Below are 25607 nucleotides of genomic sequence, written 5' to 3' on the forward strand. Positions count from 1 at the left end.
CTATAATTTACTACCTGATGTAGCAATCCCTTGAATAAATTGTTTTTGAAATAAAATATAAATAATAACCATTGGCCAAATAGCTAACACCGATGCTGCCATCAACTGTGGATAATTCACAGAGTATGCACCCTGTATTTTAGAAAGCGCCGAAGAAAGCGTTGCTGCACTTGCATCAGAATTCACAATTAAGGGCCACAATAAATCTTTAAAGGCAAATAATGCTGTAAAAATACCTAGTGCAATTAGACCAGATTTGGCTAAAGGTAACATAACTTTGAAAAAAGTTTGTCCAATATTACAGCCGTCTAATCTGGCTGCTTCCTCTAATTCCTTAGGCAATCCCATGAAAAATTGTCTTAATAAAAATGTACCAAATGCACTTACCAATCCAGGAAAGACTAAGGCAAAAATTGTGTTACGCATACCTAATTGATTAATCATTAAATATTGTGGAATAACAAATAATTGACTTGGTACCATCATTTGAAATAGCACTAAACCGAATAACAGATTACGTCCTGGAAATTCTAATCGTGCAAAAGCATATGCCGCCATTGCACTGAATAAAACAGAACTAATAATTCTCCATAACATCATCATAATCGTATTAAAATACAGCATAATAAAATTATTAGAACGAATGACTTCTGTATAATTCTCTGTTCTTAATTGACTAGGAAATAATTGAAATGGATTCATTTGTGTAGATTCTGTCACTGTTTTAAATGATGTCAATACCATCCAAATAAATGGTACGATCATGCCTAAAGCAACAAAGATTAAAAAAGCATGTGTCAGTATTGATGTATAATATTTTTTCATTATTTACCTCCTCTACATATAGTTTACCCATTTTTTCTGTGCTTTCATTTGAATAACTGTAATAATCAAAATAATGGCTAATAACAACATTACAATAGCTGAACCATAGCCTTTATCTGCATATTTAAATGAATTGTTATAGAATAAATAAACTAATGAAACAGTCTTATCATAAGCAGGACTTGTCACACTCTCCATCATATAAATTGAATCAAACACTTGCATTGCTTGAATAATACTTGTTACAACAACAAAAAATAAGGTTGGCGATACAAGTGGTAACGTGATATGAAAAAACTGTTTCGTGGCACTTGCACCATCTATTTTTGCTGCCTCATAGAAGTCTTTCGGAATTTCTTGTAAACCAGCTAAAATTAAAATCATGCTATACCCCACAGTACTCCAAATACCAATAATAGCGATTGAATAAATAGCAATCGTTGGATCTTCTACCCAGTTCACAGGTCCTAATCCAATTTGTTTCAAAAGGTAATTGATTAGTCCAAAATCAGTATTATAAAGCCATTTCCAAACCATTGTAACCGCAGCTGGTGCAGCAACCATAGGTAAAAAATAAATCGTTCTATATACATGTTTCCCTTTTAATTTAGAATTTAAAAGTGTTGCTAAAATAAGAGCAAAGATAACTGTTATCGGTACGACCAAGAGTGTATATTGAATTGTATTCCACGTTGCTTGCCATACTTGAGTATCTTCAAATAAACGTTTATAATTATCCAATCCAACAAAAATATTATTTTTCCCAAAATCACCACTCTTAAAAAAACTCATACGTAATGTTTCAAAAATAGGTATAATATTTAAAATGATTAGTCCGATAATTGTCGGTGCTACGAGAAACCATCCCCAAAAGTATTCGTTCCACTTTTTATTTCTTTTTTTCATTATCGATTTTTCCTCACTTTCAACAAAGCCTGTTATAAAAAGGAAGAAGACATTGACTTTAAACAGTTGCTGTCTTCTTCCATATTTATCTATGCTTATTTTTCAGAAGAAAGTTCTTCATTCATCATTTTAGCAACATCTTTACATGCTTCTTCAACTGTTTTTTGTCCTAAGTAAGCAGGTTTTAATAATTCATAAGATTTTTCTTCCCATTTTGATGTTGAATTAGAATAAGGTCTAATTTGTGCATCATCTACCATATCAATAAAGGATTTAATATGGAAATTTTTATTTGAATCTACCCAAGTTGTCGCTGCCCCTTTATAAGCAGAAATCGCTACACCTAAACTTGCTTGCATATCTTGACCTTCTTTTGAACTTAAAAATTCAACCCATTTCCAAGATGCTTCTTTATGTTTTGTGTTGGCAGAAATAGCGTTTCCTAATCCATTGAAAATTGTCACACGTTTACCTGTGTTTCCTTTTGGTAATACAGCAATATCAAAATTATTTTTAATGTATTCATTATCATTAAATGAACTTAAATTCCATGAACCGAATAACGCCATAGCAACTTGACCATTTTGAAGTGCTTCTGCACGTTTTTTGTCATCTGTAATTTCTGGAGATAATTTTTCTTTCACAAAACGCATGTAATATTCTAAAGCTTGAATTGTTTTTGGATTGTCATACCCTGATTTTTTATCAGGTGTAATTACTGTTCCATCGTTTTGATAAATAAAATTATAAAAACCTTCTTGATTATGTAAAGGTGCTAAAAATCCATATTGACTACCATCTTCTTTTGTTAATTTTTTAGCTACTTCATATAATTTATTCCAATCCCATGACTCATCTGGATAAGCAACGCCTGCTTCATCGAACATTTTTTTGTTATACCATAGACCAATCGTGTCATAATCTTTCGGTACAGCATATTGTTTACCGCCAACATTATAAATTTTATTTAACCCCTCTGGAAAATTCTCCAATTTAGCATCTTTACTTTTTGCTAAATAATCATCTAAACCCAATAACATATTATTTGAACCATAACGGTAAATTTCATTTGAATGCATCCAGAATGTATCTGGCAATGTGCCTCCTGTTGCACCTGCTTCTAACATTGTCCAATACGCATCCCAATTCACTACTTGTATTTTAACTTTAATATCTTTATTTTTTTCTTCAAACTTATCTGCAATTTTTCTCAATCCTTTTTCTTGTCCTGAATCCCAAATTGCATAAGTGATTTCTGATTTTGTACCACTAGATTCTGATTCTGTTTTATTCGATGTATTTTGTGCACCATTCCCACATGCTGCCAACATAACTGTTGCTGAAATAGCACCAATATAAGACATTATTTTTCTCATAATTTTTCCCTTCCACTTCATTAAAAATTACAAACAAAGAATTTCATTTATTTGTATCTTTACTATAATATAAAAACGCTTTCTACACGATACGATGACGTGACTCTAATATATGACCAAAGACCATTTTATGCTCTTTTTTATATATTTTGTCAAATCTTCATATAAATGATATACTATTTACAGATAACGTTTTCAAGAAAGGGGATTATCTATGTCAAACAATGCCACATTTCACATTTTCAATAATCATTCTTATGTTGATTTATATCCAATTCAATTTGGAAAAGAAGCATGTGAACCACTCCACTCTTTTGGTCCATCTATTAAACAACATTATTTATTTCATTACATTATCTCTGGTAAAGGTACCTTTTTCCAAACAGAAAAACAAAAAGAATATCATTTAAATGCCGGACAAGGATTTTTAATTCCTCCAAATACAATTTGTAGCTACGAAGCCGATAAAGATGATCCTTGGACATACATTTGGATTGAACTAGACGGATTAAAAGCCGAACACTATTTCAAAAAAGCTCATTTAATGGATACAGAATATATTTTCACACAACCATTACCACCTACTGAAAATGATGTCTATAAAGAAATGGAATATATTTTTCAACATTATCAATTATACAGCGCCAATATCATTGCACATGTGTATCTTTTTATGGATGCTCTCATATCACTTGCAACCAATCAAGTAAACGTGCCAGAATATACCGCTAATGATTTATATATTACCGAAGCACTCCAATATATTGAACAGCATTATGCTGAAAATATTTGTATTGAGGATATTGCCGCACATTGTCATCTAAATCGCTCTTATTTCAGTCGATTATTTAAAGAAAATATGAACATGACACCCCAGCAGTTTTTAATACATTATCGACTAATTCGTTCATGCGATTTACTAAAACACACAAATGATAGTATCGCATCTATCGCAGAAGCTGTCGGCTATTCAAACCAATTTAATTTCTCGGCTGCTTTTAAAAAATTTTTTAACCAATCTCCACACTCATGGAAAAAAGACTATGTAAAATCTCAGCAACATATGAAAAAGCCCTTTGACAGTCAGTGACTATCAAAGGGCTTTTTATTACATATTTCTTAATCTAGCAATACGATTGGCTGTTGACGGATGTGTCGCAAACAGAGAATCTTTTTCTTTTTTATGTATTGGTGACGCAATATATAAGGCTGCACTTTGTGGGTCAACACCTTTCATATCAGGTGATTGAGAAATAATTTGTAAAGCAGATATAAGACCTTGAGGGTTTCTTGTAAACGAAACCGCCGTTGCATCTGCTAAATATTCTCGATTTCTCGACAAAGCTAATTGCGTAAGTGTTGATAATAACGGTGCTAAAAAAATCGCTAATATCGACACAATGAATAAAACAATACCGAGTACACTATTTTTATCATTATTATTAGACTTATGTCTACCACCAAATCGCATGCCATAGGAACTAAATTGAATTAATAATGCAATGGCTGTTCCTAATGCAACTAAAATTGTTTGTAAACGAACATCATAATTTTTGATATGTGAAAATTCATGTGCAATGACACCTTCTAATTCTTCACGATTTAGTCGTTTTAACAATCCCGTTGTAACAGCTACTGCTGCTTTATCTGGTGACATACCTGTAGCAAATGCATTTGGTGAATCATCTTGAATGACATGAACACTTGGCATAGGTACTTGTGCCACAATCGCCATATCTTCAACAATATGCCATAACATTGGATACATTTCTTCGGTTATTTGATGTGCATGATTTCTTTTCAATACAATTTCCGTTGACTGAGAAAGCATAGCAATAGCATATATGCCACCTAATACAGTAGCAATTATTGTACCAATTAAAATATCATCAAACATAAAGTATCCAATAGCAATACCAACTGTTAAAAATAACAATGTATAAACAAGTAAAACAAGAATTGTTTTTCTCTTATTTTGTATAATTTGTTGATGTAACATACGTTTCCTCTAATCGAATGATACTTTTGGAACATTTCTTTCTTCTTGTGGTGTTTCAAGAACACTTTCTTCTTTAAAACCACCAATAGAAGCAATAATATTTGTTGGAATAGATTGTACTTTAATATTGTAATTGACAACACTTGAATTATATAGTTGTCTTGAGTAAGCAATTTTATTTTCTGTATTTGTTAATTCTTCTTGTAAGGATAAGAAATTTTGATTTGCTTTTAATTCAGGATAAGACTCACTTAATGCAAAAATAGATTTTAATGCACCTGTAATTTGATTAGATGTCTCCATAATTTCTTGTGGTGTTGCACCTTGCATGTTCACTAATTGATTACGTGCAGCAATCACTTTTTCTAATGTTTCTTGCTCATGTTTTGCATATCCTTTTACTGTTGACACTACATTTGGAATTAAATCATTACGACGTTTTAATTGAACGTCTACTTGTGCCCATGCTTCTTTAATCCAACCTCTTGATTTTACTAAACCATTATATGTTGCGATACCCCACAAAACAACGATTGCGACGATACCTAAAATAATTAACCATACCATGATAATATTCTCCTTTTCTTTTTTTATAATTATATACTATTCAAGTATACATTTCAAAAGACTTGATAACATCAGCCAAAAGACTGAAGTATGACTTTTCTTTTTATTTAAAAAATGCTACACTAATTCCAGCACATCATGACGCAAAGGAGCCTTACATGGTCATTATTTTTATTCTTTTAGCCTACTTACTGGGCTCTATCCCATCTGGTATTTGGATAGGAAAGTATTTTTACCAAATAGACATTAGAGAACACGGCAGTGGAAATAGTGGTTCCACCAATACCTTCCGTGTTTTAGGAAAAAAAGCAGGCATTATTGTACTTCTTATAGACATCTTAAAAGGTACGATTCCAACATTATTAGCTAACTTTTTTATTAAAACAGATATCAATCCTTTAATCATTGGATTATTTGCTATTTTAGGACATACATTTTCTCTTTTTGCCAATTTTAGAGGTGGAAAAGCAGTAGCAACAAGCGCAGGTGTTATCCTTGCCATTTATCCATTTTTTCTTTTAAGTGGTATTTTATTATTTTTAATCTTACTCTACTTTTCACGTATGGTTAGTTTATCAAGTATGTTAACAGCATTTTTATTAAGTTTAGCTTCTTTATTTTTACAAGATACTATTTTTACAATTTTTTGTTTTTCATTAACAGTATTTATCATTTATCGACACCGTTCTAATATTGAACGCATTCGACAAAAAACTGAATCAAAAGTTCCTTTTGGATACAAACACAAAAAAAAGCAGTCTAAATTTTAAGACTGCTTTTTCAAGTTTTCTGTTAAAATATCAATAATATCCTCAACTTCATCTTGCAAATCACACACTTTTTCAAGAGTATTTTTAATATCTCTTTGAACCTTGAAATCTGTAAATAGATTATCAAACCAAATATCCCACCCTCTATTTTTATCGGCATTGAGCATATTTGGACTAAGTGTTAAAGTAATTCCATTTAAATAAGAGGATAATTCATTGCATAATTTTTCTACTTCTTTTAAGTCTTTATAAGCATTATCCATTTTTTCACGTTTTACCAGAGATGTGAAAAAACCACCAGACCATAAATCGTATATTCCCCAATTTTTCGCGGATGATAATATATTTTTTGTTATAACTAATTTTTCTCTAAGTGTATAAGCAATATTTAATGCTTGACTGATATTTTGCATATTTCTCGCTCCCTTTCTTCATTAAAAAGTATACACTTTTTTTGTATCAATTCATCATACTTTAGTTGCATTATTTTTATAATCGTGTATGATATTCTCATACTATTTTAATTTAGGAGGTCATTCCATGACAAAACCAGTAATAATTGGCATTGCCGGAAATCAGCTCACAAACGACACAACATTGATCAATAATTTAGGGATTGCGTATACACCCCTCAATTTTGTAAAAGGTGTCTGTCAAGCTGGTGGACTTCCTGTTATGTTACCCATTCAAGATTCTAAACATGCAAAAGATTATATAAATGCTATTGACGGATTGATTTTAGCAGGTGGTCAAGATATTTCTCCTAGCTATTATGGAGAAGAACCTATTTTAGAGTTAGGTACTACTTTACCCATTCGAGATGCATTCGAATTTTCGCTTTTAGAAGAAGCACTAAAACAAAATAAACCTGTTTTTGCAATATGTAGAGGATTACAACTTGTAAATGTATTTTTAGGAGGTTCTCTTTACCAAGATATTCATAAACAAACAAACTCAACCATTCAACACTTACAAAAAACAGATCCTCATTATGTTGCACATAGTTTATCTATCGAAAAAGATAGTTTATTACATCGTATCTGGCAAACAGAAACAACATATGTGAATACCTTTCATCATCAAGCTGTTAAAACACTTGGTTCCTCTTTACGTGCAACGGCTTTTTCACCAGATGGATTTATCGAAGCGTTTGAATGGGAAAATAATAGCCAATACTTATTAGCTGTGCAATGGCACCCTGAAATCTTATTACAAGAACATCATGAACAATCTCGTGCCTTATTCGAAGATTTTGTTAAACAGTGTGCATCACACTAAAATAGACTACCAGTGAGTTAAATCGATACTTTCGGTTTAACTCTTTTTTATCAATAGGATAAAAGTGTTTTTTTATAGGTTATTTGTTATACTTAACAAGAAAAGATAGGAGGTATGTCATGGTTAAACCTTTAGCATTTCGGATGCGTCCAACACATATTGATGATATTGTCGGACAAGAGCATCTCGTTGGTCAAAACAAAATCATTCGTCGTATGGTAAACGCTAAAAGATTATCATCAATGATTTTATACGGCCCTCCAGGTATTGGAAAAACAAGTATTGCCAGTGCTATTGCCGGTTCAACACAATATGCATTTAGAATATTAAATGCTGCAACAGACGGCAAAAAAGATTTAGAAGTTATTGTGGAAGAAGCTAAGTTAAGCGGAACAGTTATTTTATTGCTAGATGAAATTCATCGTTTAAATAAAGTAAAACAAGATTTTCTACTTCCTCACTTAGAAAAAGGCTCTATTATTTTGATTGGTGCCACAACTGAAAATCCGTATATCTCAATTAATCCAGCTATTCGTAGTAGAACACAACTATTTGAATTATATCCACTCTCATCAGAAGATATAAAAAAAGCCATTTATAAAACTTTATCAGATACTAAAGACGGTTTAGGGAATTATGCCGTAAACATAACAGAAGATGCTGTGACATTTTTAGCAACAGCAACGCATGGTGATTTACGTCGATGCTTAAATGCTTTAGAATTAGCAGTTCTATCCACACAAAAAAATGCTGATAACACCATTGATATTGATACACAAGTTATCAGTGAGTGCTTACAACAAAAAGTGTTAGTACATGATAAAGACGGAGATGCTCATTACGATACTATTTCAGCCTTTCAAAAATCAATTCGAGGTAGCGATGTAGATGCTTCTTTGCATTATTTAGCAAGACTTATTCAATCACAAGATTTAATATCCATTATTCGAAGATTACTCGTCATTGCTTACGAGGATATTGGATTGGCAAACCCTACAGCTGTGGATAGGACGTTCAATGCTGTTCAAGTAGCAGAAAGACTAGGTTTTCCCGAAGCAAGAATCCCTTTATCTATGGCTGTTATTGATTTAGCATTATCACCTAAATCAAATTCAAGTATTACAGCGATTGATAAGGCACTGGCTGATTTAGCATTATTTGAAAATCTAGAGATACCTGCTCATTTAAAAGACAATCATTATAAAGGTGCTAATGAACGTGGGCATGGTCTAACTTATAAATACCCACATCACTATCCAAATCATTTTGTTTCTCAACAATATTTACCAACGACTTTACAGCATCAAACTTACTATGTACCTGGTAATACTGGAAAATATGAGCATCAATTATATCAACTTTGGAAACAGTATCAAACAACTGATAAAGAATAGCCATAAACAAGTTTTTTTGGTATAATTGTCAGCAAAGTGAGGTATTTTATGAACGAAAATAATTTGTTTAATCGTATCAAACGATTTTTTAATAGTCCATTTAGTCAAACTGGAAAATCTATTTTTAATATTAGTTATACTGTCATTCAAAGACTAATCTTAATTGGTACGCTAGGCCTTGTCTTACTCGGTGTATGTGGACTAGGGATTGGTTTAGGTTATTTTGCCAATATTATTTCACATACGGATATTCCTTCAGAAACATCTTTAAAAACAAGTTTAGGTCAATTAAATCAAGCTTCTAGCTTATACTATCAAAACGGCGAATTGATTTCTGAAGTACAGTCCGATTTAACACGAAAAATCGTTTCTTCAGAAGATATTTCTGATTACGTAAAAAAAGGTATTATTGCAACTGAAGACAGTTATTTTTATGAACATAATGGTATCGTACCTAAAGCCGTTTTACGTGCGACTTTACAAGAAGTGTCTGGAGCAAGTAGCCAAACAGGAGGCTCTACACTGACACAACAACTAGTTAAACAGCAATTATTAACAAATGAATTAACATTTACACGAAAAGCAAAAGAAATTTTATTGGCAATGCGTGTCGAAAAATATTTTTCAAAAGACGAAATTTTAACAGCATACTTAAATGTATCGCCATTTGGTAGAAATAGTGACGGTCAAAATATTGCCGGTATTGAAACTGCTGCTGAAGGTATATTTGGAAAATCTGCCAAAGATTTAACATTAGCACAAGCTGCTTTTTTAGTCGGTTTACCTCAATCTCCTTATGTCTATACGCCATATACAAATGCAGGAACAAAAAAAGAAGATTTTTCTTACGGTATTCAAAAAATGAAAATCGTCCTAGATGCTATGAAACGTCAAGGTTACATTTCTGAACAAGACTATCAAGAAGCATATAACTATGATATTTCACAAGATTTTATCGAACGAACAAATAAACAACGTCCTGCTCAAACGTATTTATATCAACGTATTCATAAAGAAGCCATTGAAATCTTAATGCAACAGCAAGTCGAAAAAGAAGGCAGATCATGGGAAACAATCAGCAGTTCTGTTGACTTATACAATGAGTATTATTTTAGAGCAGCCGATACTTTAGCTTCATCTGGCTATAAAATCTATTCAACGATTGACAAAGACATTTATAACGCTATGCAAACAGCTATTTCAAATAGTGCTGTAAAATTAGGACCAACTTATGAAACACCATACACAAATCCTGAAACAAATGAAACGACAACAGTAAATGAACCACCTCAACTCGGTTCTGTTGCTATTGAAAATAAAACAGGTAAAATTTTAGGATTTATCGGGGGAACAGATTTTAACACATCCCAAATTGACCACGCATTTGCTACAAGACGTTCTCCTGGTTCTACAATTAAGCCTTTATTGGTTTATGCACCAGCGATTGAAAATAATTTAATTTATCCAGCAACGATGTTAGCTGATACGCAAATTTCTAGATTACAACAAGACGGTACTTACTGGACCCCTTTAAATGCTAGCGGTAGCGTATCTAATCAATTTATTTCTGCACGTCAAGCATTGAAACAATCTCTAAATAATCCAACTATTCATTTATATGGTTCGATGCTTGCAAGAGGTATTCAAACAAATACATATATGAATGCCATGGGAATTACAGCTATTCCTGCAAATGAATATGCAAATGAAGCGGCATCTGTTGGAGGATTTTCAACTGGACCAACTGTTTTAGAACAAACAAGTGCCTTTACAACATTTGCTAATAACGGTGAATATGTACCAGCATATATGATTGAACGCATTGAAGACAGAGAAGGTAATGTCGTTTACGAACACCAATCTACTAAAAATAGAGTATTTACTGAAGATACAGCTTATTTAATGAGAAGTATGTTAACTGACTCTATCAATGGAGGTACGACACAATACTTTAAACAATATCTAAATTTCTCTTTCCCAGAAGCTTATGGGAAAACAGGAACATCTGATTTCTACTTAGATATGTGGGCTATTATTAGCACACCACAAATTACTATCGGTCAATGGGCTGGTTGGGACAATAATCATGGTGTCAAACACGTCTTTCCAATCGATAATGCATACGGAAATGTGTCTGTGAGAACACAACAAGTATGGGCAGATATTGCAAATGCAATGAGAGCGGCAAAACCTGAATACTTTGATACATCACAACGATTTAGCCCTGCTCCACCGTCTATTACACAACAAGCTGTATTAGCTTCAACAGGAACATTAGAGGGAAGTATTGCTGCACCGGATGGTTCCCAACATCCTGTTTCAGGAGAAAAAGTTGTCGATCTATTCTCAAAATCAAGACCGCCATTCCCTATTTCTTATTATTTCTCACCGGGGGCAAGTGATAAAGATTTAACAGATTTTTGGAACAAACTCATTAACGGAGACAAAGAGAAAGAGGAAAAAGAAAAAGAAGAAAAAGAGAAGAAAGAAAAAGAAGAACGTGAAAAGGCTGAAAAAGAAAAACATCAGGACGAAGAATCTACCGATTCATCAACATCATTAGAAAATTGGAGAGACTTTTTAAGCCGCTACACATTTAGAAGTACTAGTAACTAATATATAAAAGCTACACTCTGCATCTTTGGAGTGTAGCTTCTTCTATACCTTCTTTTATAATAATATAGGAGTAGATATTATGAAAACAATACGTCATCTTTTACTTTTGCTATCCACCTGTATAATTGGATTTACATATCTTCAATTACATACTTTTTCTATTTTTACACCTTATCAACCTTATATAAGTATTCTTTGGAACATGACATTATGCATACTTATCGGTCTACTATTATCATGGCATGCTTTTTTATCTCAGTTTAAACAATTTTCTATCGTATCAACACTATGTGGTATTCTTCTTGTAACTCTTGTTGCATATATAGGGCATTATTTATATAGTCAATATATTGGTACTCCACCTATCAATCGTTTCTCATCACAACTGTCTTGGCAAGTTCTTTTATATGCACTTCCTTTTATGCTAATAGGAGAAGAATGTTTAAGCACTAATTTACTCATTGCTTTTTCTGGTTTAAAACTACCTTTTTATATGAGTACAACGATTGTTTCTTTTCTTTTCGCGATGTGGCATTTACCAGTATTTCATAATCAATATTTTTATCTTTTGTTGACTATTTTTCCAGTTAGACTACTATTAAATATTTTTTGGAAAAAATCTAATAGTATATGGGTAAGTTTTATGATTCACTATGTTTTTGATTTATTAGCATTTATTGTCTTTTATCACGTACCATTATAAATAATAAAATTATCAAAAAATTTACAGTACTATACTAAAGAGGTAAACTAACATTTGTAAGCATTAGTTTACCTCTATTATATATTGACTTTTCTACTGAGAATAATACTTGAACCATACAAATTCTATTGCTCTATTTGAATAAACCAATATAAACATGTCTCCAAACTACCTTAATTTAACGAGAATCCTTTTTATTTAAAAAATCGTGTTGGTAGGATGTCATCCACCAACACGATTTGACGAAGAAATTTTATTCTAAAAAGTCTTTTAATTGTTTTGAGCGACTTGGATGGCGTAATTTACGCAATGCTTTTGCTTCAATTTGACGAATACGTTCACGTGTTACACCGAATACTTTCCCAACTTGCTCTAGTGTACGCACATTACCGTCATCTAATCCAAAACGTAAGCGTAGTACGTTTTCTTCTCTATCCGTTAATGTGTCTAATACTTCTTCAAGCTGTTCTCTTAATAAAGCATAGGCTGTATGCTCTGCTGGACTTGTTGCACCATCATCTTCAATGAAATCTCCTAAATGTGAATCTTCTTCTTCACCAATAGGTGTTTCTAATGATACCGGTTCTTGTGCAATTTTTAAAATATCTCTTACTTTATCCGCAGGTAAATCCATTTTGGCTCCAATTTCTTCTGGAGATGGTTCACGCCCTAATTCTTGAACTAGTTGTCTTTGAATACGCACTAATTTATTGATTGTTTCAACCATGTGTACTGGAATACGAATTGTTCTAGCTTGATCGGCAATCGCACGTGTAATAGCTTGTCTAATCCACCATGTTGCATATGTAGAAAATTTAAATCCTTTTGTATGATCAAATTTTTCAACGGCTTTCATCAAGCCCATATTACCTTCTTGAATCAAGTCTAAAAACTGCATACCACGTCCAACATAGCGTTTCGCAATAGACACAACTAATCTTAAGTTTGCCTCTGCTAAAAGTTGTTTTGCTTCATGATCACCTTGTTCAATACGTAAAGCTAAATCAATTTCTTCATCAGCTGTTAGCAATGGCACACGACCAATTTCTTTTAAATACATTCTGACTGGATCATTGATTTTAATACTTGAATCTAAATCATCATCTTGAATACTATCTTCTAATAAATGTACGACTTCATCTTCTTCTTTTTCTAACTGTCTAGCAGTTGGATTTCCTGTTTCATCAACAACACTTACAGCATTATCTTCAAAACGTTGAATAAGCGTATCCACATCATCAGCGTTTAATTCATAAGGAATGGCAATACGGTCGGCTAACTCTTCATAAGTGACTGTTCCAAACACTTTTCTTTCTGAAAGTAGTAACGCAATAGCTTCTTCCTTTGTTTGTGTTATTTTGTTTTCTGCCATATTACACTCTCCACCTTTTATTTATTTTTTTATCCAATACTTGTATCATTTCCAGTAAACGAGTGACTTCATCTTTATTTACTGATTTTGCAGCTTCGCTCACCTGAGCAACTAAGACCGCTCTCTCATCTTTTAACTGTTCAATTCGCAAAACCTCTAATAAATCTTGCATTTCCTCTGAAGATACGGTTTCTTGAAAATCATCGGTTAGTATACTTGCGACAGTATTTTTTAATTCACTACTCGGTACATAATCTAAAAAGTCATAAATATTGTCATCAAAATGATGTGTTTTTCTATAGTCAACATAGTACAAATAAACGTTTTGATAGACATTATCTAAAAATGGAATATCTTGTAAAGTTTGTACCGTTTGAAAAGCCTCTTGACTTGTAAACAAGCGATAGAGCAACTGTCGTTGTGCCTTATCTCTAGCTTTTAAAATTGTTTGACTAGGTTGTAACAATGAAATATCTAAGATAGACACATCTTTTTGATAATACCGCTCTTTGTTTTTATTTTTTTGACGCTCTTTCTTTTCAAATACAGCTAATTGTTGATTTAACGCATTCATCGGCAAATGAAATTCATCTGCTAAATCTTGAATGTACATAGCACGTGTGGTTAAACTTGTTTCAAATAATACTTGTTTTAATAAATCATCTAAGTAATCAATTTGGCTACGTTGTGTATCCAATGTATATTGCATTCGGTAAAACCGCTTATAAAAATGAAAAGCTGTTTCTTGATCATGAGCAATATAATTTAAAAAGTATTGGTTCCCTTTTGAACGAATAAGTTCATCTGGATCCATGCCGTCCAACATAGGTAAAACATAAATGTCAAATTTACCATGCTCTCTAAATAGTTGAATGGCCCTATCCGTTGCATTTAACCCTGCATGATCACCGTCATAAGCAATTAGTACCTTATTTGCTAATCGTTGCAACATGTTGATTTGTTCCACTGTCAAACTCGTACCCATTGATGCTACACTATTTGTGATACCCGCTTGCCACGTCGCAATGACATCCATATACCCTTCACAAAGCATAAACTCTGTTTGTTTACGTATATTTGCTTTAGCTAAATCTAAATTAAATAAGAACGCGCTTTTTTGAAAAATCAATGTTTCAGGACTATTTAAATATTTAGGTGCTTTTTTATCATCCTGTTCGGACGTATCTAAATAAATACGACCAGAAAACGCTACGCATTCACCTTTATCGTTACGCAATGGCACCATTATTCTATCAAAAAATCTATCTAAAAAACTTTCTTGATAAATGGAAAATAAACCGGATTGTTCCATTAGTTCTTTCGTATAACCTTTTTGTATCAATAACTTTGTTAAAAGATCTCTTGAATGTGGTGCAACACCTAATTGAAAGGTACGAATGGTTTCATCTGTAATACCTCTTTGGTATAAATAAGAAAGTGCTTCTTCGCCCTCTTTCGTATGTACGAGTACATGATGATAAAAATCAGCAGCCAAATGATGTATCTCTTTTAAGGTATCTATTTGCTTCGTTTTTGGACTTTTCTCTATAACGTCCTCAGGTAATTCTAATGGTAAATGATTCAAATCAGCTACTTTCTTAACAGCTTCTGGAAATGTAATTCCTTCCTTTTCCATAAAAAATGAAAAAACATTTCCTGCTCTACCACAGCTAAAACATTTATAAATTTGCTTTTCTTCGGATACAGAAAAAGACGGTGTACGTTCTTCATGAAATGGACAAAAACCAAAATGATTTTTACCACTTTTTTTCAAAGAAACATATTGATCAATAATATCCACAATATTGGTATGCTGTTTAATATATAGTATCTTTTCTTCAGGTATCATAACCATATTGTACCCACCTTAAGCATTTTTTGACCATTAAAACTCAATTATCATGATAACATCAAATAGTATTTGGTGCAAGACAACAACTCATTATTTTCTTATTTCATTAGTGAAATATTTGAAATTACATACTAAATAAAGTATAGTAAAGAAGTTAAAAAAAGAAGGAGGTCTGATGTGTTAAAAGTACTACTCTTATCATTTCAAAATCCAAAATTACTTTTACAAGTAACATTACTCCCTAGAAAAATGATTGTGCAACTCACACTATTTTTAGCAGTATTGATTTCTTTACCAAGTATGGCGAGAAATATTTATACAACAACACAACTAAGAAATGACTTAACAAAAATTTCGTCACAATTACCCGACTTTTACTTAAAAAATCATCAAGCCATTGATGAAACAAGTAAAAAGAGCCAAGCTATTCAAACCGATAATGTGTATTTTTTATATGATAGTCAAAACAGTATTTCTAAAAGCACCATCGAAACAATTATTTCTAAAAATACAATGGTTCTTATTTTAAATGATAAAACATTAAGTATTTATACAGTCGGTATGAATGTTTCAAACATGACTATTTCAAATGATTTTTCAAAAGATAGGTTAACCCAACTAATCAACGGTTTTAATAATAGTCTATACTTATTGTATCTTCTAGTACCATTTTTAATGATTCTTACGTCTTTACTGACGGTACTCGTTAACAATATTGTTTTTAGTTTAACGTCAAATATGTTTTTTTTAACAACCAGACGTAAAATAAGACGTGATTATTTATGGAGAGTTTGTTTATTTTTATCTGCTTTACCTTATATGATAATGACTGCATTAGAATTATTTGGTATTTATATCTCCATAGGTATTGCATTAGCTACGGCTTACATTATTTTTCAACAACACCGTATTTTAAAAGATATTTTGTAAAGAGAAGTCGGCGTATATTTTCTATACACCGACTTTTCTCTTTATTTTCTTTTTTGTTGTCTACGTTTTTGTCGTTCACGTTTTTCAATTTGTGTTTTTAATTTTCGTTTATAACCAGGTTTTACATTTTGCTTGGCTTTTTTTACCATACCTGCAATAACGGTATCATGCTCTTTTTCAACAATTTTTTCTCTTTTTTCACGTCTATTTCTATCAAAAGTTTCAACTAACTCGTTATCTTTCAACACTACTGGTGTAAATTGAACACCACGTTTTTCTAATTGTTGTACTGCCTGATCTTGATCTGGAGCATAAAATGTAATGGCTGTTCCAGATAATCCATTTCGCCCCGTACGTCCCACACGATGAATAAAGAAATCTAAATCTTTAGGTATATCCATATTGATAACATGTGAAACACCTTCAATATCAATACCTCTTGCTGCTAAATCTGTTGCGACAATATATTGATAATCTAATTGCTGAATTTGTTTCATCAATCGTTTTCTTTCACGAGCAGGAACATCGCCATGTATCATGGCTACTTTTAATCCACGCTCTCTCAAAGTGGTCGTTACTTTTTCTGCCTTTTGCTTTGTATTCACAAATACCATGACTAAATAAGGTTGCCCAATATTTAAAATTTGGTATAAAATATCTAATTCATTTTGTCCTTTAGTCGACAAAAGCTGATTATGAATAGTAGACGCCACTATTGTTTCTGGTTGAAGATTAACTTCAACTGGATTTTCCATATATTTCTTTAAAAACGGTTTTAATTTCTGTGGAATAGTTGCTGAAAACACAAGCATTTGTAATTCTTTAGGGAATTGAGAAGCAATCTCATCAACTTCTGGTAAGAAACCTAAATCTAATGTCATATCTGCTTCATCAATTACAAGTGTTTTCGCTTTATATACTTTTAACGCTTGCTCTTTCATTAAATCTAAAATCCGACCAGGTGTTCCAATCACAATATGTGGTTGACTAGCATTTAATTTTGCCACTTGGCGTTGTTTATCCGTACCACCAACAAAATTGGAAATTGTAATATCCGTTTCTTCAACTAACTGTTTGGCAACATTAAACAACTGATTAGCCAACTCTCTACTTGGAGAGGTAATCACTACTTGTACATCAGGTTTACTTACATCCACACTAGCAATGAGTGGTAATAAAAAACTATGACTTTTCCCTGAGCCTGTTTGTGATTGTCCAATAACATTTTTTCCTTGTTGTACTAATGGAATAATTTCTTTTTGAATATGTGTTGGGGTTTTAAACCCTAATTTTTCCAAAGCTTTTTCTATAAATTCTGGAAAATGGTATTGCTTAAAAGTTTCCATACATGCCTCCTTATCTCTCTTTTAAATGAGTATGCTTGTAAGAAATTCTTACAAGCATACTTTTTCGTTAAAATAGTCCACCACGAATATTTAATTTTTTCTTCAAATAGAATTTTGCACCTAATGTGATAACTCCAATGATTAAATAAATAGATTTATCTAAAACAGGGTTGATGACTGCTGGAATAAAACTTGTGACAAAAATACCCGACACACAAATTAACATCGTTAAAATTGTAATCATCAAATATTTAAACAATGCAACCCATTTATGCGTCGATGCTTTCATCATTTCTTGATACTTAGGAGATGCTTTCGTTAATACTAACATCGCCAATCCCATAATCACATAATTAAGCAACATAGACACAATCCCTAACGACTGACTATTAGCAGAAATTCCTGTCATAATCATAAAGAATGACCCCATAAGTAGTCCACCGTCTAAAAATAATTTCCAGTCAGGAGACGGTTTTGTTTCATCTTCTTTCGGCCCTTCTAAAATACGTTTTGTCTGTTCAGCAACTGTTCCATACAACTGTCTTGCCGTTTTACCTGTTTTTTGATTTTGAATAAGTTCTTGCATCATTGTATAGGCTAAACGCTGTCTGTCTAATTCTGATACATTCGCTAAAGACAATGCTTTATCTAAATCATGAATGTATTGTTCATTTCTTTTTGTTAACTGTCCCGCCAATACTACATTCTCTTTAGCATAATCAATGTGTTCAATAACTTCTTTCTTTTTGGCTACCATTACTACTCGCCTCCATTTATATCTGTTTGCATATCATCTTTCTTTGACTGTTCTAAAATACCATCCATAGAAAGTTTTTTATTTTTTATTTCTTCTACTTTTTATATTATCCTAGCACAATACGACCATACAGTTATTTCATATAATGATTATACATTAAATCTAAATAACATAATATCCCCGTCTTGAACAACATACTCTTTTCCTTCTAAACGAACACGTCCAGCTTCTTTTGCTGTTTGCATATTTCCATAATGTAATAAATCATCATACGCTACCGTTTCTGCACGAATAAAACCTCGCTCAAAATCAGAGTGAATAATACCAGCACATTGAGGAGCTTTCATACCACGTTTAAATGTCCATGCACGTACTTCTTGTTCTCCTGCTGTAAAATAAGTGCCTAATCCCAATAATGTGTAGGCTTTTTGAATTAAAATATCTAATCCTGACGTTTCAATACCGAAATCTTTTAAATATTCTATTTTTTCATCATCTTCTAATTCTGCAACTTCTTCTTCAATTCTAGCACATACGACAACGACTTCTGCATGTTCACTTTCTGCGAATGCTTCAACATGTTTAACATAGTCATTTGTACCACCATTAGATAAATCATCTTCTGAAATATTTGCTACATATAAAACAGGCTTTGTTGTCAATAAGAATAAACCTTTCACAATCGGTAACTCTTCATCAGCAAATTCAACTGTTCTTGCTGATTTCCCTTCTTCCAACGCAGATTTTAAACGTGTTAAAATATCCGCTTCAATCATGGCATCCTTATCTTTTGATTTTGCTAGTTTGGCCACACGCGCTAAACGTTTATCTACACTTTCTAAATCGGCTAAAACAAGCTCTAAGTTAATGGTTTCAATATCTGCTAATGGATCTACTTTTCCGTCAACGTGTGTAATATTTTCATCTTCAAAACAACGCACCACATGACAAATCGCATCTACTTGTCGAATATGACTTAAAAATTTATTGCCTAAACCTTCACCTTTACTTGCACCACGTACAATACCAGCAATATCTGTAAACTCAAAGGTTGTCGGTACTGTTTTTTTAGGTTTAACAAGTTCTGTTAATTTTTGTAAACGTAAATCAGGTACTTCAACCACACCCACATTTGGATCAATGGTTGCAAACGGGTAGTTTGCCGCCTCTACTCCTGCCTTTGTAATTGCATTAAATAGTGTTGATTTACCAACATTTGGTAAACCAACAATGCCTGCTGTTAAAGCCATTTCTTTTTCTCCTTTATTTTTCCACTGTTTGTGTATGTATCGGTGCAACTTTCACCAATACTTTTTTTATTTTTTTATTAAAATCATTGCGTGGCATTAACACAAGATGCCCACAATGTTCACATTTTATCCGAATATCCATGCCCATACGAATAATTTCCCAACGATTCGTTTGGCATGCATGCGGCTTTTTCATTTCAACAATATCATGTAAGCCATAAACCTTTTGTTGTACTGCCATAGATTTTACCTTTCTTTTTTGTTATAGTCGTTTCACAAAAAAATGCTCTGAGTACGCATCATCTATTTGCTCATAAAAACCAACTTCTTCGTAATCTAGTGCTAAATAGAAATCTCTACCTTACCAATTAAATGTATCTAGTCGAATAATATTGACACCTAATTTTTTTGCACGAGTTTCCATTTCTTGCATCAACATTCTTCCTAATCCTTGACGTCTATACGCTTCATCAACAAAAACTTTCGAGGTATATAAATGCGGCATGTTGTCAAAGTTGCCGATAAACCTGCAATCAATTTATCATCTTGTTTCATACCAATTTGAATGTCACCTATTTTTTTGTATGTTATATATTGTTCATCATATATTTGCAACAATTCATCAAGTATATCACTTTCTTCATTTGATAATGCCACTATTTTATATATAATACTCTCCTAATCAAATTGAATATTTAATATATCTAAAATACGTGTTAAATCATCTTTAGATAAATATTCGATTTCAATCTTACCTTTATTACCTTTTTCAATAATATGTACAGATGTACCAAACTTATCCGTTAGCCGCTCTTCACTTTCAACCACATAATACGGTCTGCTTTCACGTTGTTTTTTCGTTTTTGTATGAGGTTGAGGTACTAACATTTTTTGTACGATCTCCTCTAATTGACGAACAGTCAAACCTTCTTTAATTGTCTTTTTGGCTAATGCTACAATATCTTCCTCTTTTTCAAGGGTTAATAGTGTTCTTGCTTGACCCATTGTCAACTCTTGATTTTCTAACATCACTTTAACAATTTGAGGTAATCCTAACAAACGAATGTAATTAGCTACATACGGTCTACTTTTTCCTAGACGTTCTGCTACTTGCGCTTGTGTTAATGACAATTTTGTCATTAATGTATGATACGCTTGAGCTTCTTCTAGTGGATTTAAATCTTCGCGTTGTAAATTTTCAACCACAGCAATTTCAATCATCAATGGTTCATCAAGTTGTCTAACAATCGCAGGTATACTTTCTTTCCCTGCTAATTTAGACGCACGTACACGTCTTTCTCCAGCAACAATCTCATATCCCTTAATACTTGACTTTCTTAAAATAACGGGTTGAAAAACGCCAGTTTGTTTAATAGACTCTGCTAATTCATTTAAAGCCTGCTCATCAAATGTTTTTCTTGGCTGATAAGGATTTGGACGAATATCACTCAACAAAATTTCTTCGACTTGTTCATTATCTAAATCAATCGTCTCAAAATCTTCCATTGGACTAGAAAATAAAGCACCAATACCTTTTCCCAAACCTTTTGTTTGTTTCTCTTTTTTAGTTGCCATTATCTAACACTTCCTTTGCTAAGTCTAAATATAGCTTGGCACCTTTTGAACGTTTGTCGTAATCAATAATAGCTTGTCCATAGCTTGGTGCTTCTGATAAGCGTACACTTCGCACAATAATCGTATCATACACTTTTTCTTTAAAATATTTACGTACTTCTTCAACTACTTCTGCACCTAAATTTGTGCGTGCATCTAACATCGTTAAAAGTACTCCTTCAATTTTTAATTCTTTATTGAAATTTTGATGCACCAATCGAATTGTATTCCATAATTGTCCTAATCCTTCTAACGCATAATACTCGCATTGTACAGGAATTAAGACAGAGTCACTTGCTGTAAAAGCATTTAACGTCAATGCTCCTAAAGCAGGGGGGCAATCAATTAAAATATAATCGTATTCATCAATAATCGGTTGAATAGCTCTTTTTAATAATTGTTCTCGTCTTTCTACAGCATACAATTCTAATTCAGCACCTGCTAAATTGATAGTGGCTGGTACAACCCATAAATTTTCACGACTAGATTCAAAAATAGCTTCTTTGATGTTTAAGTCATCGACTAAAACACTATATATGTCTTTATGTTCAACATCAGCTTTATTGATACCTAGACCGCTGGTCGCATTTCCTTGTGCATCACTATCAATTAACAATACTTTTTTTCCTAAATAAGCTAAGGACGCACCTAAATTGATAGCTGTTGTCGTTTTACCAACGCCACCTTTTTGGTTTGAAACTGCAATAACTTTTCCCATACTATCCTCCTATCTAATTGGACTTTTAGCCGGTATACCAGCTTTTCTTGGATATTTATTTGGTGTTTCTTTTGTCTTTTTCACAATAATAATATGCCGACTTCCCGCATCTTGCGGTAATTCAAAAGAAATATCATCTACTAATTGTCCACCTAATAATGTGATTGCTTTTTGACTTTCTTCTTTTTCTTCTTGTGTACTAGCAGCTTTCATCGACACAAAATAGCCACCTTTTTTCACTAAGGGCAAACAAAATTCTGTTAATAAGTTCAATCTTGCCACAGCTCGTGCGGTTACAATATCAAATGTTTCACGATATACTTTATTTTGACCAAATTGTTCTGCTCTATCATGATAACAAACAACGTCTTTTAATGCTAATACACGAACTAACTCATTCAAAAAGGTAATACGTTTATTTAATGAATCAACAATGGTTATATGCAAATGTGGTAGTGCAATTTTTAATGGTATACTTGGAAAACCTGCACCTGCACCAACATCACAAACACGAATGGGTTCATTTAATAAATCTGTATGAATGGCTAATGTTAAGCAGTCATAAAAATGTTTCAAGTACACATCGGCTTGGTCTGTAATAGCCGTTAAATTCATCTTTTCATTCCATTCCACAAGCATACGATAATACGTATCATATTGTTTTTCTTGTTCTTTTGTTAAATGAATACCCTGTTTTTCAAGTAATAATATAAACTGTTCAGGTGTCATACACTTCTCCTTTATAGAGCTCTTTTAGACAGTAAAACTCACTTTATACTTTACCATAAATCCGTCTATTTTTCTATACTCAAGCAAAAATATAGATATAACAAAAAAAGACGTGAAACAACTCAACGTTGTTTCACATCTTTGAACTCATTATTTATGTTTTGAAAATTTTTCAATGAATAGTGGACTGACTGGTCTATTTTCATGAATACGTGTAATTGCTTCTGCCATCAATTCAGAAACAGATACCGTCACAATTTTTCCGCCTTGTTTTTCTTCTGGTAAATCAATCGTATCCGTCACAACAACTTCTTTAATAATAGAGTTATTTAAACGTTCAATTGCTGGGCCAGATAACACAGCATGCGTACAACATACATAAACGTCTGTTGCATGTCCTACTTCTTTTAATGCATTCGCTGCTAGAGAAATAGTTCCAGCTGTATCAATCATATCGTCAATCAAAATACATGTTTTCCCTTCAACATTCCCAATAATGTTCATAATTTCGGCAACATTGTCTTTCGGACGACGTTTATCAATAATCGCAATCGGTGCTTTTAAGAATTCAGCTAATTTTCTTGCACGTGTTACACCACCATGATCTGGTGATACCACGACAACTTCTTCTAAATCTAAATCTTTTTCCAAGAAATAATTTGCCAGTAACGGAGCACCTAACAAATGGTCTACCGGAATATCAAAAAATCCTTGGATTTGTGCAGCATGCAAATCAACTGTTAATAAGCGATCTGCTCCTGCTTGAGTTATCATATTGGCTACTAATTTTGATGTGATTGGTTCTCTCGGTTTTGCTTTTCTGTCTTGTCTTGCATAACCATAATATGGCATAATCACATTGATTGTTTTCGCACTCGCACGTTTTAATGCATCAATCATAATCAATAATTCCATTAAATTATCATTGACTGGATGTGATGTTGACTGTACAACATAAACGTGACAGCCACGTATACTTTCTTCAATATTGACTTTAATCTCTCCATCGCTAAAATGTGAGACCGTTAATTTCCCTAATTCTACTCCAACAGATTCAGCAATTTTTTCGGCTAAAGGTCTATTTGAACTTAGAGAAAAAATCTTCAACTTTGGATCAGAATAATGTACCATTATGAATTCCTCCGATTATAACAATTATTTTTTAACACTACCCTTATAATACTCCTATTGGTACCGTTTTTCCAGTAAAAACCATACTTTTTTTAATCTTTTTTCGCATAAGGAAGTTTAGTCGCATAATCTTTTTTATTTTCTTGTTTTCCTCTAGCAATCGCAAGAGCATTATCAGGAACATCTTTTGTAATCGTTGAACCCGCAGCTATAAACGCACCATCTCCTATCGTTACCGGAGAAATGATATTAGCGTTACATCCTATAAAACTATCGTGACCAATCGTTGAATGATGTTTATTTTTTCCATCATAATTCACAACAACCGTACCACAACCAACGTTGATACGTTCACCTAATGTTGCATCTCCAACATACGTTAAATGACCCATTTTTGTATCATTACCAATCGTTGTATTTTTTACTTCAACAAAGTTTCCAACATGGACACGCTCATGTAAAATTGTATTCGGACGAATATGTGCCATTGGACCAATATCTGAGAAAGAATGGATATAAGATTTTTCTAAACAAGAAGATTTTACCGTGATATGATTTTCAAGTGTCATATCAACTAATTCAGAATTCATACCAATGAAACAATTTTGTCCAATCACCGTTTTTCCTTTTAAGTAAACATTTGGTTCAATAATCGTATCTGAGCCAATTTGTACATCACTATCAATATATGTCGCATTAGCATCAATTAGTGTTACACCATTTCTCATGTGTTGTTCATTGATACGTTTCCGCATTAGTACATTCGCTTGTTGTAAAGCAACTCTATCATTGACACCTAAACTTTCTTCTAAAGAATCCATTTGATAAGCTGTCACGATTTCTTGATTGTTTTTCAAAATTTCAAGCACATCTGGTAAATAATATTCTCCTTGTGCATTATCATTATTAACATATTCTAACGCTTCAAACAAAGCACGATTATCAAACACATATGTGCCTGTATTAATTTCTTTAATCAAACGTTCTTCTTCTGTTGCATCTTTATGCTCAACATTTTTTAAAACATGCCCATTTCCATCACGAATGACACGTCCATATCCAGTTGGATCATCTGCAATTGCAGTTAAAATGGTTGCTTTCGCTTGTTTTTCTAAATGATATGCCATTGCTTTTTCAATCGTTTCTGCTTGAATAAGTGGTGTATCGCCACATAGCACAATCGTGATACCATCTTTATCACCTAAAAATGATTTCGCTTGTTTTACAGCATGGCCTGTTCCTAATTGTTCCTCTTGCAACGCATAAACACAACGATCTTTCATCAAATCTTTCACATCATTAGCACCATGGCCTACAATCGTTACAATTTCTTTAACGCCTGATTTTTCAACTTGAGAAACAACATGCTCCACCATTGCTTTTCCACATACATGATGTAAAACTTTATATAACGAGGACTTCATACGTGTCCCTTTTCCTGCGGCTAAAATAATCGCAAATTTATTCATGTTAC

At 32.7% G+C, this 25607-nt stretch carries 24 protein-coding genes and 1 pseudogene; 7 read left to right on the forward strand and 18 right to left on the reverse strand.

Annotation, left to right across the window (positions count from 1 at the left end; genetic code table 11):
- The 3 genes from H1220_06940 to H1220_06950 all read right to left on the reverse strand — a co-directional run bounded on the left by H1220_06940 (window position 1) and on the right by H1220_06950 (window position 3107).
- A complete protein-coding gene (locus H1220_06940; GenBank protein ID QMI85449.1) occupies window positions 1–825 on the reverse strand; it encodes a carbohydrate ABC transporter permease in 825 nt (274 codons plus the stop codon).
- A 12-nt stretch (window positions 826–837) separates the two neighbouring features.
- The gene (locus tag H1220_06945) at window positions 838–1731 is read right to left on the reverse strand and encodes a sugar ABC transporter permease (protein ID QMI85450.1); all 894 of its coding nucleotides are present in this window, start codon (window positions 1729–1731) and stop codon (window positions 838–840) included.
- A gap of 95 nt (window positions 1732–1826) precedes the next feature.
- Window positions 1827–3107, reverse strand: coding sequence for an extracellular solute-binding protein (locus H1220_06950; GenBank protein QMI85451.1), 1281 nt, complete (start codon window positions 3105–3107; stop codon window positions 1827–1829).
- Between the two features lie 214 nt (window positions 3108–3321).
- Here H1220_06950 and H1220_06955 point away from each other — a divergent pair, with 214 nt between their 5' ends.
- Window positions 3322–4197, forward strand: a complete 876-nt coding sequence (locus tag H1220_06955; protein QMI85452.1) for an AraC family transcriptional regulator — start codon at window positions 3322–3324, stop codon at window positions 4195–4197.
- A gap of 18 nt (window positions 4198–4215) precedes the next feature.
- On the opposite strand, the gene htpX is transcribed toward H1220_06955, so the two are convergent.
- Window positions 4216–5106: a zinc metalloprotease HtpX gene (htpX, locus tag H1220_06960; protein ID QMI85453.1), complete on the reverse strand. Its 891-nt coding sequence runs from the start codon at window positions 5104–5106 to the stop codon at window positions 4216–4218.
- A gap of 9 nt (window positions 5107–5115) precedes the next feature.
- A complete protein-coding gene (locus H1220_06965) occupies window positions 5116–5673 on the reverse strand; it encodes a LemA family protein (protein QMI85454.1) in 558 nt (185 codons plus the stop codon).
- A 158-nt stretch (window positions 5674–5831) separates the two neighbouring features.
- Here H1220_06965 and plsY point away from each other — a divergent pair, with 158 nt between their 5' ends.
- Window positions 5832–6443 (forward strand): glycerol-3-phosphate 1-O-acyltransferase PlsY, encoded by a 612-nt coding sequence (plsY, locus tag H1220_06970; GenBank protein QMI85455.1) that lies wholly within the window; start codon window positions 5832–5834, stop codon window positions 6441–6443.
- On the opposite strand, the gene H1220_06975 is transcribed toward plsY, so the two are convergent.
- Window positions 6440–6856, reverse strand: coding sequence for a hypothetical protein (locus H1220_06975; protein ID QMI85456.1), 417 nt, complete (start codon window positions 6854–6856; stop codon window positions 6440–6442). The two genes, plsY and H1220_06975, sit on opposite strands and share 4 nt — an antisense overlap.
- A 127-nt stretch (window positions 6857–6983) precedes the next feature.
- On the opposite strand from H1220_06975, the gene H1220_06980 reads away from it, so the two are divergent.
- The 4 genes from H1220_06980 to H1220_06995 all read left to right on the forward strand — a co-directional run bounded on the left by H1220_06980 (window position 6984) and on the right by H1220_06995 (window position 12434).
- Window positions 6984–7721, forward strand: coding sequence for a gamma-glutamyl-gamma-aminobutyrate hydrolase family protein (locus H1220_06980; GenBank protein QMI85457.1), 738 nt, complete (start codon window positions 6984–6986; stop codon window positions 7719–7721).
- Window positions 7722–7840: 119 nt separating this feature from the next.
- Window positions 7841–9115, forward strand: a complete 1275-nt coding sequence (locus H1220_06985; GenBank protein QMI85458.1) for a replication-associated recombination protein A — start codon at window positions 7841–7843, stop codon at window positions 9113–9115.
- A gap of 48 nt (window positions 9116–9163) precedes the next feature.
- On the forward strand, window positions 9164–11731 hold the full coding sequence (locus tag H1220_06990; protein ID QMI85459.1) for a penicillin-binding protein: 2568 nt from the start codon (window positions 9164–9166) through the stop codon (window positions 11729–11731).
- A gap of 79 nt (window positions 11732–11810) precedes the next feature.
- On the forward strand, window positions 11811–12434 hold the full coding sequence (locus H1220_06995; protein ID QMI85460.1) for a CPBP family intramembrane metalloprotease: 624 nt from the start codon (window positions 11811–11813) through the stop codon (window positions 12432–12434).
- Window positions 12435–12687: 253 nt separating this feature from the next.
- Here the strand turns inward: H1220_06995 and rpoD are convergent, their stop codons facing one another.
- Both rpoD and H1220_07005 read right to left on the reverse strand, forming a co-directional pair.
- Window positions 12688–13806, reverse strand: a complete 1119-nt coding sequence (rpoD, locus tag H1220_07000; GenBank protein QMI85461.1) for an RNA polymerase sigma factor RpoD — start codon at window positions 13804–13806, stop codon at window positions 12688–12690.
- Between the two features lies 1 nt (window position 13807).
- Window positions 13808–15661 carry a DNA primase gene (locus H1220_07005; protein QMI85462.1) on the reverse strand — a complete coding sequence of 618 codons (1854 nt, stop codon included), beginning with the start codon at window positions 15659–15661 and terminating at the stop codon, window positions 13808–13810.
- Window positions 15662–15835: 174 nt separating this feature from the next.
- Here H1220_07005 and H1220_07010 point away from each other — a divergent pair, with 174 nt between their 5' ends.
- Complete coding sequence (locus tag H1220_07010; protein QMI85463.1) at window positions 15836–16588, forward strand: DUF1189 family protein; 753 nt, start codon at window positions 15836–15838, stop codon at window positions 16586–16588.
- A 41-nt stretch (window positions 16589–16629) separates the two neighbouring features.
- Here the strand turns inward: H1220_07010 and H1220_07015 are convergent, their stop codons facing one another.
- The 10 genes and pseudogenes from H1220_07015 to glmU all read right to left on the reverse strand — a co-directional run bounded on the left by H1220_07015 (window position 16630) and on the right by glmU (window position 25602).
- Window positions 16630–17934, reverse strand: a complete 1305-nt coding sequence (locus tag H1220_07015; GenBank protein QMI85464.1) for a DEAD/DEAH box helicase — start codon at window positions 17932–17934, stop codon at window positions 16630–16632.
- 67 nt (window positions 17935–18001) lie between these two features.
- Window positions 18002–18691 carry a DUF1129 family protein gene (locus tag H1220_07020; GenBank protein QMI85465.1) on the reverse strand — a complete coding sequence of 230 codons (690 nt, stop codon included), beginning with the start codon at window positions 18689–18691 and terminating at the stop codon, window positions 18002–18004.
- 149 nt (window positions 18692–18840) lie between these two features.
- Window positions 18841–19941, reverse strand: coding sequence for a redox-regulated ATPase YchF (ychF, locus tag H1220_07025; GenBank protein QMI85466.1), 1101 nt, complete (start codon window positions 19939–19941; stop codon window positions 18841–18843).
- A gap of 13 nt (window positions 19942–19954) precedes the next feature.
- On the reverse strand, window positions 19955–20182 hold the full coding sequence (locus tag H1220_07030) for a DUF951 domain-containing protein (GenBank protein QMI85467.1): 228 nt from the start codon (window positions 20180–20182) through the stop codon (window positions 19955–19957).
- Window positions 20183–20203: 21 nt separating this feature from the next.
- Window positions 20204–20610: pseudogene (locus H1220_07035) on the reverse strand (GNAT family N-acetyltransferase).
- Window positions 20611–20619: 9 nt separating this feature from the next.
- Window positions 20620–21516, reverse strand: a complete 897-nt coding sequence (locus tag H1220_07040; protein QMI85468.1) for a ParB/RepB/Spo0J family partition protein — start codon at window positions 21514–21516, stop codon at window positions 20620–20622.
- Window positions 21506–22273, reverse strand: a complete 768-nt coding sequence (locus H1220_07045) for a ParA family protein (GenBank protein QMI85469.1) — start codon at window positions 22271–22273, stop codon at window positions 21506–21508. The genes H1220_07040 and H1220_07045 overlap by 11 nt, the downstream gene beginning before the upstream one ends.
- Window positions 22274–22282: 9 nt before the next feature.
- Window positions 22283–23002, reverse strand: coding sequence for a 16S rRNA (guanine(527)-N(7))-methyltransferase RsmG (gene rsmG / locus H1220_07050; protein QMI85470.1), 720 nt, complete (start codon window positions 23000–23002; stop codon window positions 22283–22285).
- Between the two features lie 150 nt (window positions 23003–23152).
- Window positions 23153–24133: a ribose-phosphate diphosphokinase gene (locus tag H1220_07055; GenBank protein ID QMI85471.1), complete on the reverse strand. Its 981-nt coding sequence runs from the start codon at window positions 24131–24133 to the stop codon at window positions 23153–23155.
- Window positions 24134–24225: 92 nt separating this feature from the next.
- Window positions 24226–25602, reverse strand: a complete 1377-nt coding sequence (gene glmU / locus H1220_07060; protein QMI85472.1) for a bifunctional UDP-N-acetylglucosamine diphosphorylase/glucosamine-1-phosphate N-acetyltransferase GlmU — start codon at window positions 25600–25602, stop codon at window positions 24226–24228.
- Window positions 25603–25607: the final 5 nt, after the last annotated feature.

The sequence above is a fragment of the Carnobacteriaceae bacterium zg-84 genome (genome assembly GCA_013874835.1).
Lineage (GTDB): Bacteria > Bacillota > Bacilli > Lactobacillales > Aerococcaceae > WM01.